At 65.9% G+C, this 12,155-nt stretch carries 6 protein-coding genes and 2 tRNA genes; 6 read left to right on the forward strand and 2 right to left on the reverse strand.

The annotated features are described in order from the left end of the window. Nucleotides 1-29 precede the first annotated feature (29 nt). The 6 genes from F3J24_RS22985 to recD all read left to right on the forward strand — a co-directional run bounded on the left by F3J24_RS22985 (nt 30) and on the right by recD (nt 10,854). Nucleotides 30-695: a response regulator gene (locus tag F3J24_RS22985; RefSeq protein WP_167010951.1), complete on the forward strand. Its 666-nt coding sequence runs from the start codon at nt 30-32 to the stop codon at nt 693-695. A gap of 83 nt (nt 696-778) precedes the next feature. Further along, nucleotides 779-854, forward strand: a tRNA-Phe gene (locus F3J24_RS22990). A gap of 177 nt (nt 855-1,031) precedes the next feature. Further along, a tRNA-Phe gene (locus tag F3J24_RS22995) sits at nt 1,032-1,107 on the forward strand. A gap of 239 nt (nt 1,108-1,346) precedes the next feature. Continuing rightward, on the forward strand, nt 1,347-4,934 hold the full coding sequence (gene recC, locus F3J24_RS23000; RefSeq protein ID WP_167010953.1) for an exodeoxyribonuclease V subunit gamma: 3,588 nt from the start codon (nt 1,347-1,349) through the stop codon (nt 4,932-4,934). After that, nucleotides 4,931-8,743 (forward strand): exodeoxyribonuclease V subunit beta, encoded by a 3,813-nt coding sequence (gene recB / locus F3J24_RS23005; RefSeq protein ID WP_167010955.1) that lies wholly within the window; start codon nt 4,931-4,933, stop codon nt 8,741-8,743. Before recC ends, recB begins: the two co-directional genes overlap by 4 nt. Further along, nucleotides 8,740-10,854: an exodeoxyribonuclease V subunit alpha gene (gene recD, locus F3J24_RS23010; RefSeq protein ID WP_167010956.1), complete on the forward strand. Its 2,115-nt coding sequence runs from the start codon at nt 8,740-8,742 to the stop codon at nt 10,852-10,854. Before recB ends, recD begins: the two co-directional genes overlap by 4 nt. 76 nt (nt 10,855-10,930) lie before the next feature. Here recD and F3J24_RS23015 read toward each other — a convergent pair whose 3' ends face one another. Next, complete coding sequence (locus F3J24_RS23015; RefSeq protein ID WP_034352961.1) at nt 10,931-11,344, reverse strand: VOC family protein; 414 nt, start codon at nt 11,342-11,344, stop codon at nt 10,931-10,933. A 71-nt stretch (nt 11,345-11,415) separates the two neighbouring features. Further along, entirely contained in the window at nt 11,416-12,075 is a 660-nt protein-coding gene (locus F3J24_RS23020; protein WP_167010957.1) for a glutathione S-transferase, read from the reverse strand. Nucleotides 12,076-12,155: the final 80 nt, after the last annotated feature.

The following is a 12,155-nucleotide window of genomic DNA, read 5'->3' on the forward strand; positions in this document are numbered from 1 at the left end:
CACAAGGCATAGCAACAGGCTTTAGACACATGGCAAACATACTAGTGGTCGACGACGAACTGGGGATCCGGGATTTGTTGTCGGAAATCCTCAACGACGAAGGTCATAGTGTGGACGTGGCAGAGAACGCCACGCAGGCACGCGTATCCAGGGCTACCAACAACTACGATCTTGTGCTACTGGACATCTGGATGCCGGACACCGACGGCGTCACCTTGCTCAAGGAATGGGCCACGGCCGGCCAGCTCACCATGCCCGTCATCATGATGAGCGGCCATGCGACCATCGAGACGGCTGTCGAGGCAACGCGCATCGGCGCGCTGTCCTTCCTCGAAAAGCCCATCACCATGCAGAAGCTGCTCAAGGCAGTGGAGCAGGGGCTGGCGCGCAGCACGGCCAGCCAGGGCTCGGAAACCGCATCCCATGCCAGCAGCGGCACGGCGCCATCGACCGTGGTCAGCATCACGGCGCAGGCGGCGGAAGACAATCTGCCCAATTCACACCAGGGCTTCGATCTTGACCGTCCCTTGCGCGAGGCGCGCGACGGCTTTGAAAAAGCCTATTTCGAATTCCACCTGGCCCGCGAAGGCGGCTCCATGACGCGCGTGGCAGAGAAGACCGGTCTGGAGCGCACCCATCTGTACCGCAAGCTGCGCCAGCTGGGCGTGGATCTCGGACGTAATCGCCGCGGATAATTTCCAAAAAATTCGCATTTTTCGATTTGAGGTCGAAAAGTGTGCCTATAATCGTGGCTTCGGCACTTAAGGGTGTTGATGAAGGCCCGGTAGCTCAGTCGGTAGAGCAGAGGATTGAAAATCCTTGTGTCGGCGGTTCGATTCCGTCCCAGGCCACCAGATTCAAAGCCCTGGATCAGCAATGATCCAGGGCTTTTCTGCATCTAGATCTGATCCGTGTCCGGAGGCTTTCGCAGACCGGCGAGTGCTGCAATCTGGAATGCCCAGGCGGGGCGGGATGCGGAAAAATATGCCTATAATCGCTGCTTCAGCACATTCAAGTTGCTGAACAGCAAAGGCCCGGTAGCTCAGTCGGTAGAGCAGAGGATTGAAAATCCTTGTGTCGGCGGTTCGATTCCGTCCCAGGCCACCAAACATGAAGCCCCAGATCAGCAATGATCTGGGGCTTTTCTCATTGCTGCCTTGAATGTCTGCAACGGGCCGTGGGCAGCAAAAAACAGAGCGGCTTGCGCTTGCTTTGGCTTGATTTCAAGGTGTTTCAACTCCTGTTCGCTTTGTAGGTATGCGCAACCAGCTTTTCATTTGATAGCGCTCGCATGCTGCCGTTAAGCTTGCAGCTTTCATCGTGCACAGACAGGCACAGGAGCGCGTGTGACAGCAGAGCAGCAACCAAGGGCGTCGCAACCGGCCGCGAACTGGCAGCCGGGCCTGATCGCCATCCACGGCAACCAGACCGAAGCTCTGGCCGATACTGTGCTGGCCTGGCTGGCCGCGCATCCCTTGCAGGCACTGGAGCCCGAGATCGTGCTGGTGCAAAGCAACGGCATGGCCGAGTGGTTCAAGATGCGCATGGCCGAGCAGCAGGGCGTGTGCGCCGCAGCACAGGTCGAGTTGCCAGCGCGCTTTGTATGGCGCAGCTACCGGCAGATTCTGGGCCGGCACGAGGTACCGCGCGAATCGCCGCTGGACAAGACGCCCATGATCTGGCGCCTGATGCGTCTGCTGCCGCAGTGTCTGGGCGAGCCTGCGTTTGCGCCCATTGCCAACTTTCTGCGTCCCGGAGAGCCGCAGCGCCTGCTGCAGCTGGCCGAAAAGCTGGCCGACCTGTTCGACCAGTACCAGATCTACCGCGCCGACTGGCTGGCCGCCTGGGAGCAGGGCGAGGATGTGCTGCGCACGGCGGGCCGCCCCGACGCGCCCGTGCCTGAAGGGCAGCTCTGGCAGCCCCAGTTGTGGCGCAAGGTGCTGGCCGAGCTCGATGAGCAGGAGCGTGCCGCCACCCGCCCGGCCCTGCTGGCACGAATTCTGGACGCATTGCAAAGCGGTCAGCCGCCGGTCACGCCGCTGGCGCGCCGCGTGGTGGTGTTCGGCATGAGCCAGATGCCTCTGTCGCTGATGCAGTTTCTGAGCGGCATTGCCCAGCACAGCCAGGTGCTGATTGCCGTTCCCAACCCCTGCCGCTTTCACTGGGCCGATGCCATCGACGGGCGCGAGCTGCTTCGCCAGCAGCGCCGCCGCCATGCCGACAAGGGCGGCAAGGACCTGGCGCAGATTCCCCTGGCCGCCATGCACGCCCATGCCCATCCGCTGCTGGCGGCTTGGGGTCGGCAGAGCCGCGACTATGTGCGCCAGCTCGATGCCTTCGACACCACGGGCGACACCGCCGTGCAATGGGGCTGGCCGCGTGTGGATGTGTATGACGAGGCTGACGCGAGCGAGCTGATCGACGCACCGCTGCTGACCCAGGTGCAGCAGCGCATTCGCGATCTGGTGCCCATGTCGGAGCACCCAGCGGTCGAGATCGCGGCGGCCGACCAGTCCATCGTCTTTCACAAGGCCCATGGCCTGGTGCGCGAGCTTGAGGTGCTGCACGACCAGTTGCTGCAATGGCTGGCCGAGCCTGCCGCTGCGGGCTGCGCAGCACCGGCACCGCGTGAGGTGGTGGTCATGCTGCCGTCGATCGAAGAAGCTGCGCCCGCCATCCGCGCCGTGTTCGGTCAGTACGGCCGCCACGATGCGCGCCATATTCCGTTTGATATCGCCGACGTGGGCGCGCGCGCCAGCAGCCCGCTGGTGACGGCGCTGCAATGGTTGCTCAAGCTGCCTCAGCAGCGCTGCCGGCTGAGCGAGTTGTGCGACCTACTCGATGTGCCCGCCGTGGCGGCGCGCGTGGGGCTGGCGGCCGACGATTTGCCCCAGCTCACGCACTGGATGGCCGGCGCGGGCATTCGCTGGGGGCTCAACCATGCGCAGCGCGCCCAGCTGGGTCTGGCAGCCTGTGGTGATCCCAACAGCGCCTGGTTCGGCCTGCGCCGCATGCTGCTGGGCTATGCCAGCGGACCGGCGCTGCAGGCCCCCTTCGACGAGGCGCAGGCTTTTGCCGGCATGGAGCCCTATGACGAGGTGGGCGGCCTGGCGGCCGAGCTTGCCGGATCGCTGGCCAGCTTGCTGGGGCGCATGCTGCAGTGGTGGCAAACGGCTGCAACGGCCGCGGCTCCCGAGGTCTGGGCCCAGCGTTTTCGCGGTCTGATGGACGACTTCTTTGTCGCGCAGGGCGATGAAGACCAGGCCCTGTGCAACGCACTCGACACGGCCCTGGTCGGCTGGCAGGCTGCCTGCGAGCAAGCGGGTTTTGAGGCCCTGATTCCGCTGGAAGTGGCGCAGGAGGCCTGGCTGCAGGCCCTGTCCGAGCCCGCGCTCAACCAGCGTTTTCGTGCCGGCGGCGTGACTTTTTGCACGCTGATGCCGATGCGGGCCATCCCCTTCGAAGTGGTGTGTCTGCTGGGCATGAACGATGGCGACTACCCGCGCCGCGCCATGCGCGTGGACTTCGATCTGATGGCTCTGCCCGGTCAGCAGCGCCCCGGTGATCGCGCGCGCCGTGACGATGACCGCCAGCTGATGCTGGATGCCCTGCTGTCGGCCCGCAGCAAGCTCTACATCAGCTGGGCCGGCCGCCATGTGCGCGACAACAGCGAGCAACCCCCCTCGGTGCTGGTCTCGCAGTTGCGCGACTATCTGAGCCAAGGCTGGCAGGGCGAAGGCAGTGCAGACCTTTGCGCCAGCGAGCGCGGGGATCTGCTGCTGGCCCAGCGTACCCGCCAGCATCCTTTGCAGCCCTTCAGCCGCCGCTATTTCGAACAGGCTTCAGGGCTGTCGACCTTCGCACGCGAATGGTATGGCGCGCATGAAGAGCGGGCAGCGCAGGCGCTGCCGGTCGTGGCTGCCTTCGAGCCCGACCCCGAGGTGCCGCTGACACTGGCGCGACTGACGGAATTTCTGCGCCATCCCGCACGCAGCTTTTTGCGCAACCGCCTGCAGGTGCGCTTTGAGCAGGACGAGGAGCTGCTGGAGGACGACGAGCTTTTCAGCGTCGATGGTCTGACCGCCTACGGCCTGATTCAGCAGCTGCAGCAAGGCGTGCGCACGCAGCTGGCGCATGATGCGGCGCTGGACGTGGGCCTGCAGGTGCAGCGCCAGGTGCAGCGTCTGGGGCGTGCCGGCGTGCTGCCGCTGGCAGGTCTTGGCAGGCGCGAGGCCGAGGCCTTGCAGGCCCAGGCCACACCGTCGCTGCTGGCCTGGCAGCAGCAGATGCGGCTATGGCCCCATGCGGCGCCGCGCGAGCGGCTGTTGCTGCACTCCGGCGCGGTCACGCTGGACGATTGGATGGATGGCTTGCAGGAGCGCGAAGAGCCGTCTTCGGATGCGGGCCACAGCCGCTGCTGGTTCGCGCTGGAGCCGCGCACGCTGCTGAACAAAAAGGGCGAGCTGCAGGCCCACAAGCTGCTGCCGATCTATGTGCGCAGTCTGGCGCTTTCAAGCACGGGCGTCGACACGCTCATGGGTGTGATCGCACGCGACACCCTGGTCTGGGTGCAGCCGCTGGAGCCGGAGGTGGCCACGCAGCGCTTGCAAGCCTTGATGCAGCTCTGGCTGGCGGGCCAGAACGAGCCCTTGCCGCTGCCTCTCAAAAGCGCCATCGCAGCCGGCCTGGACGATTTGAGCGCCGCCGCACAGGCCTACGAGGGTGGCTACATGCTGGGCGGCGAATGCGAAGACCCCAGCTGGGCGCGCTGCTACCCCGACTGGGAGGCGCTGACGGCCGATCTGCGCTTTCATACCCTGGCCAAGCAGGTCTATGGCCCGCTGCATGACTGGCTGGCCGCGCAGGTGCAGACCGAGGCCCTGCCCCTGATGCAGCGTGCAGACCAGGACGAACAACCAGGAGAGCCGGTATGAGCGCGCCCGCCAACCCGATGAAGCCCGGCAGCCAGGCGCTGCAGCCTCTGCATTTCCCGCTCTGGGGCTCGCGCCTGATCGAAGCCAGCGCGGGCACAGGCAAGACCTGGACCATTGCAGCGCTCTATCTGCGGCTGGTGCTGGGCCATGGCGCCGAGAACGGCTTTGCCAGGCCCTTGATGCCGCCCGATATTCTGGTCATGACCTTCACGCGGGCCGCTACGCGCGAGCTGTCGGACCGCATTCGTGCCCGGCTGATCGAGGCCGTGCAATGCTTTCGCGGCGAGGCCGAGCCGGCGGCGCACGACAGCTTCTTGCGCGATCTGCGCGACTCCTATGCCGAAGGAGTGGAGCGTGACACCGCTGCTTGGCGGCTGGACATGGCTGCCCAGTGCATGGACGATGCCGCCATCCACACCATAGATGCCTGGTGCCAGCGCATGCTGCGCGAGCATGCGTTCGACAGCGGCAATCTGTTTGATGAAACGCTGGAGGCCGATGAAAGCCAGCGTCAGACCGAGGCTGCCCAGGATTACTGGCGCCAGCAGTGCTACCCGCTATCGGGCGAGGTGCTGGAGACGGCACTGCAGGTCTGGCCCGATGTGCATGCGCTGGTCAAAGACATGCAATCGCTGCTGCGTGAAAGCGTGCCCGCTGTGGCAGGTGTCGGGTCGCTGAGCGAATGCATTGCGCAGACACGTGCAGAGCGTGCGCAGCGACTGCAAGTGCTTGCCGATGGCTGGGAAGCCAAGGCCGAGCGCATGTTGCGCTGGATTGAGGGAGAGCTAGACGGCCGCGCCGCGCTGTGGGACAAGCGCAAGCTGCAGGCTCGCTACTACACAGGCTGGTTTGGGGCGCTGACCGTGTGGGCGCAAGACCCGCTGAACCAGCCTCTGGAGCTCAGCGACTCCGCCCGCAAGCGCCTGTGCTCAGAGGGTATGGCCGAGGCCTTCAAGGGCTCGACCATGGACTTGCTGCTGCCCACTGAGTTTTCCGAACTGGAGCAATTGCTGAAAGCGTTGACCGAGCTGCCGTCGATCAAGGTGGCGCTGCGCTTGCATGCTGCAGTCCATGTCCAGCAGCGCCTGCTGTGGCTCAAGCGCCAGGCCGGCACTTTCGGCTTTGCCGATATGTTGCAGCGCTTGGATGCCGCCTTGGCCGGCGATAACGGCCCCGCGCTGCAGGCCGGTATCCTGGCCCAGTACCCGGTGGCGCTGATTGACGAATTCCAGGACACCTCGCCGCTGCAATACAGGCTGTTCGACCAGGTCTACCGCACGGCAGACAACAGCGCGGACAGCGCGCTGCTGCTGATCGGCGACCCCAAGCAGTCCATCTACGGCTTTCGTGGTGCAGATATCTACAGCTATCTGCAGGCCAGGCAGGCGACCAAGGGCCGCCACTATGTGCTGGACACCAATTTCCGCTCCACTGAGGCGCTGGTTGATGCGGTCAACCAGTGGTTTGTGCAGGCTGAAGTGCGCGAAGGCGAGGGCGCGTTCCTGTTCCGCGCCGGGCAGAACAATCCGCTGCCGTTTGAGAGCGTCAAGGCCAATGGCCGCAAGGAGCGGCTGATGCAGGGCAGCCAGCACATGGCAGCGCTGACCATCGCCTGGGATGGCAGCAGTGATGAACCGCTGAGCAATGACGACATCCGCCGCCGTGGCGCGGAGTTCTGCGCCAGCCAGATCGTGCAGTGGCTGATGGACGGTGCCACGGGCTTTGCCGAGGCCGGCCAGCCGCTGCAGCGCCTGCGCCCGGCCGATGTAGCGGTGCTGGTGCGCACGGGCAAGGAGGCCACTGCCGTGCGCCGCGCGCTGGCGCGGCGCAATGTGGCCTCGGTCTATCTCTCCGATCAGGACTCGGTCTTCGCCAGCAGCGAGGCGCAGGATCTGCTGCTGTGGCTGCGTGCCGTGGCCGCCCCCCTGGACGCACTTGCCGTGCGCGCCGGTCTGGCCACGCCCATGATGGGGCTGTCGTTTGACGAGCTGGCCTGGCTGGCCAGCGATGACGAGGCCTTCGATACGCGCAGCGAGCTGCTCAAGGAACTGCATAGCCTCTGGCTGCGCCTGGGCGTGCTGGCCATGCTGCGCCAGACGCTGTACCGCTTTGAATTGCCGGCGCGCTGGCTGCAGGACATGGGCGGCGAGCGCCGTCTGACCAACTATCTGCACCTGGCCGAGCTGCTGCAGGCTGCGAGCGCCCAGTTGGAGGGCGAGCAGGCGCTGATCCGCTGGCTGGCCACGCAGATCGAGAGTCCGGGCGCGGCCGGCGATGCGCAGATCGTGCGGCTGGAATCGGACGCCGATCTGGTCAAGGTCGTCACCGTGCACAAGAGCAAGGGGCTGGAGTATCCGCTGGTCTGCCTGCCGTTTGGCGGCAGCTTCCGGCCTGTGGATGGCAAGGCAGCCTATCTTTCGCTGCCCGTGCAGATCGATGGCGCACCTGCGCGTGAGCTGGTGCTGGACTACGACGATGCGCAGCTGGCGCAGGCCGACAAGGAGCGCCTGCGCGAGGATCTGCGACTGCTCTATGTGGCGCTGACCCGTTCGCGCCATGCGTTGTGGATGGGGCTGGCCCCCATGAAGCGCGGCAGCAGCAAAAACTGTGCGAACGAACAGGGGGCTGCGGGCTATCTGCTGGCCGGAGATGTTTCGCAGTCAGCAGCGGGCTGGCGCGCCAGCATCCAGGCCCTGAGCGAGCGTTGCTCGGAGATCGCCGTGGTGGATCTGCCGGCCGAACTGCCCGTGCCCTCGCGCTATGTGGCCGCTCAGGCCTTGCCCGCCCTGGCCGTCGTGCCGGTGTACGCGGCGCAGTTCGACCGCCGTTGGGGCATTGGCAGCTTTTCGTCGCTGACCCGCGCCATGGCCGCACCCAGCCTGCCGGTACTGCCGGTGGCCGCACAAAGCCCTGCCGAGGACGAGCGTGCGCTGCAGGCCCAGGAGGCTGGTGAGGCTGCGCTGGACCTGGGCATCATCAACGACGTCATGAGCGCCCTGCCCACCTTGACCAGATCCGGCGCTGGCGCGCGCAGCGATGCGGCGGTCTGGCACCGCTTCATGCGTGGCCCGGTGGTGGGCAATTTCCTGCACGACCAGCTGGAATGGCTGGCCGCAGAGGACTTTGCGCTGCAGGCTCAGGATGATCCCGACAACAGCGAGCCCCTGGCGGCCCGTCTGCTGCGCCGCTGCGAGCGCGCGGGCCGCAAGGAGCAGGCCGCCGATGTGCTGCAGTGGCTGCGCTCCGTGGTGCACCAGCCGCTGGCGCCGCTCGGTGTCTCGCTGGCCCAGCTGGGCGAAGGCGATGCGCTGTTACCCGAGATGGAGTTCTGGCTGCCGGCGCGGCGCCTGTCGGCACCGCACATCGATGCGCTGTGCCGCCGGCATATCCTGCCCGGTCAGCCGCGCCCGGTGCTGCCAGAGCGCGAGCTGCACGGCATGCTGATGGGCTTTGCCGACCTGGTTTTTCACCATGCCGGTCGTTACTGGGTGCTGGACTACAAGACCAATCATCTGGGTCAGGACGCTGCGGCCTATGGCCCCGGGGCGCTGGAGCAGGCCATGCTCGAGCACCGCTATGACGTGCAGGCGGCGCTGTATCTGCTGGCTCTGCATCGTCTGCTGCAAAGCCGGCTGGGCGCGGCCTACGACCCCCGGGAACAACTGGGCGGCGCGCTCTATTTTTTCCTGCGCGGTCTCGATGGCGAGGCCGCCGGCATGCATGTGCTGAAGCCGCCGCTGGCGCTGCTGCAGGGGCTTGAGGCGCTACTTGGCGACTGCGAGCAAGAATCGAAGGAGGTGCAGTCATGAAGGGCCGCCGCAAAGCCGATCTGCAGACGCTGGACCTGTTTGCAGCCCTCGCGGATGGGGACACGATTGCGCCGGACACCACGGACTGGCTGGCCGCCCTGGAGCGCCTGGCCGATGCCGGCCTGCTGCGTCGCCTGGACAGCGCCCTGGCGGCTTTTGTGGCCGCGCAGGACGGCGAGGCCGGGCCAGCGCTGCTGGTGGCCACCGCCGTGCTGGCGCAGATGGAGGGGCGCGGACACAGCTGCCTGCCCCTGCAGGCGCTGGCTGGCGATCCCAATCAGATTCTCGCCTGGCCCAAGGAGGCCGAGCGACTGCAGCAATCGCTATGGGAGCAATTACCCGGCCGGCTGGCTGACTGGCTGCAGGCCCTGCGTCGCAGCCCCGTGGTGCGTGTTGTGCAGCCAGGAGCGGTAACGGCTGACCGAGGCCAGCCACTGGTGTTGCTGGATGGCGCTGCGCCCTTGCTGTATCTGCGCCGTTATTGGGACTACGAGCGCAGTGTCGCCGCCCATATCGCCCAGCGCACGGCGGCCGATGCGGTGGCGCTTGACGAGCCCAGGGTCCGCGACTGGCTGGCGCGGCTTTTCACCGCCCCGGCCGATGCCGCGACGGCGCCGGACTGGCAAAAGCTGGCTTGCGCGCTGGCGCTGCGCGGGCGCATGTCCGTCATCACCGGTGGGCCGGGCACGGGCAAGACCTATACGGCCGCCCGTCTGCTGGCGCTGCTGTTTGCCACGGCGCCGGATGCCGCCCAGCTGCGCGTCGCGCTGGCTGCGCCAACCGGCAAGGCGGCGGCGCGGCTCAAGCAGTCCATCGACAGCTCGCTGCTGGAGCTGAAGGAGGCCGTGGGCCGCGAGCTGGATCTGGAAGCACTGGTCAAGCGCATGGGGGCGGCACGCACCCTGCATTCACTGCTGGGCGCCAGGCCCGATACGCGGCGCTTTGCCCACCATGCGGGCAATCCGCTGGATGTCGACGTGCTCATCGTCGATGAGGCCTCCATGATCCACCTCGAGATGATGGCCGCGCTGCTGCAGGCCCTGCCGCCCACGGCGCGCCTGATTCTGCTGGGTGACAAGGATCAGCTCGCCTCGGTGGAGGCCGGTGCCGTGCTGGGCGATCTGTGCCGCGATGCGCAGCGGGGCAATTACACGCGGGACACTGCGGCCTATGCCGAGCGCGTGACGGACCAGCCCCTGCCAGCGCAGTACCTGACGTCGGCCAGGGCCTTGCCGCTGGCCCAGCACACCGTCATGCTGCGCGAGAGCCGCCGCTTTGGCGGGCCTATCGGTCAGCTGGCACAGGCCGTGAATGCCGGAGATGCACCCTCTGCCATGGCGCTGCTGCGCACGCAAACCCAGGCCGGCCTGCATGCCGAACTCTGGGCGCGTGAAGGCGGAGAGGTCGATGCCGTGGTGCGCAGCGCCGTGCAGGGCCGTGGCGGTATGGCCAGCTATGCGGCCTATGCCGAGGTGCTGGCACAACATGGACAGGGAAAGGGACGCGGTTTTGCCACCGATACCGAGCACCAGCAATGGGTGAGGGACGTGCTGGCCGCCTTCGACCGTTACCGCCTGCTGTGCGCCGTGCGCGACGGCAGTTGGGGTGTGGCGGGTCTGAACCGCGCGGTGGAGCAGGCCCTGCAGGCCGTGGGCGCCATACGAAAGGAGGGCGAGTGGTATATGGGCCGTCCGGTGATGGTCACCCGCAACGATGCGCAGCTGGGCGTGTTCAATGGGGACATCGGCATGGCCTTGCCCAGCTTTGCCGACCCGGCGCGGCTGCGCGTGTACTTCATGCAGGGCGAGCAGCTGCACCATGTCAGCACGGCGCGCCTGGCCCATGTGGAGACCGCATTTGCCATGACGGTGCACAAGAGTCAGGGTTCGGAGTTCGAGCACACGGCCCTGGTGCTGGCCGCGCAGGGCGGCAATGTGCTCAGCCGCGAGCTGGTTTACACCGGCATCACACGGGCGCGCAAGGCCTTCTCGCTGTGGGCCGAAGTGCCCGGCCTGCTGGTGTCGGCGATGGGCAGTCCCACGCAGCGCAGCAGCGGTTTGCTGGGATTCATGGAGAGTGCCCGGTCGTCTAGGGGTGAGGTCCTGTTTTGATAGCTTCTGACGCAATCCAGGTAAGCGTTTGAGGCTGATTTCGCTCAATCTTGCAAGACGCGAACAGCTCAGGGGTTTAGTGTTCGTAAACCGCTTCCCAGTTGGCAAATCCCTTGACCTCGATCGGGTTGCCGCAAGGGTCGGTGAAGAACATCGTCCACTGTTCGCCGGGCTCGCCCTCGAAGCGCACTTGCGGCTCCAGGATGAAGGCCGTGCCCGCGGCTTTGAGGCGTTCGGCCAGGGCCAGCCAATCGGGCTTGAGCAGGATCACGCCCAGGTGGGGCATGGGCACCATATGGTTGCCGACCTTGCCGGTGTTGCTCACGGCAAAGGGTTGGCCCAGGTGCAGGGAAATCTGGTGGCCGAAAAAGTCGAAATCGACCCAGGTGTCGGTGCTGCGACCCTCGCGGCAGCCCAGCACGCCGCCGTAGAAACGGCGGGCCTGGTCGAGATCGGTGACGTGGTAGGCGAGATGAAAAGCGCTTTGCATGATGGGCTCAAGCGTAGCATCAGCGGGCCGGCCCGGCCAGGTTAGGCCCGGCTAGACCAGGCCCTGCAGCATCAGCGCGCAGCCTTGGCCTGCATGCGGGCCATCAGCTCTTCGGTATTGCTCTTGCGATCGGCGTTGACCTTCTGCACCGTGGGGCGCTCGCTCATGCGCGCCAGATAGTCGCGCACCGGCAGCTCGGCCAGCAGATCGCTGCCACCCACGATCTTGCAGGCGCTGCTGACCAGGGGCAGGTGCACGATGGCACTGCAGTCGGCCAGCGTGAAGCTGTCACCCGCGATGAACGGGGTATCGAAGCGGGCCAGCTTGGCAAAGGCCGCGATGTTTTTTTTCAGCTGCTCCAGCGTCTTGTCGCGCGTGGAGTCGCTGATCTTGCCGCCGAAGAATGCCTGGGGATAGAGGTTGCGCGCCACCAGCTCCAGGTGCAGGTTCAGATAGACGCAAAGCTCACGCACCTTGGCCGCAGCAAACGGGTCCGCGGGCAGCAGCGGCACCTTGCTGGACAGCGCTTCCACATATTCGATGATGGCGTCGGACTCGCTGATGGCGCCATGCAGGGTGCGCAGATACGGCACCTTGCCCAGCGGCGATTCCTCGGGATTGGTGCTGCCCAGCCAGGCCAGCTCCTCGGCGAAGGGAATCTGCTTTTCCATCAAGGCCAGCTTGACCTTGTTGTAGTAGTTGCTGGCCGAAAATCCGCACAAAGTCAGCATGCTTGTCTCCTGATCGGTGGTTGTGAATAGGTATCCGTGGCCAGTCATCGTAGAGGCAAGTGGCGCAAGCCCTGCGTCGC

Source organism: Comamonas sp. Tr-654, from assembly GCF_011752915.1.
In the GTDB taxonomy this organism is placed as follows: domain Bacteria; phylum Pseudomonadota; class Gammaproteobacteria; order Burkholderiales; family Burkholderiaceae_C; genus Comamonas.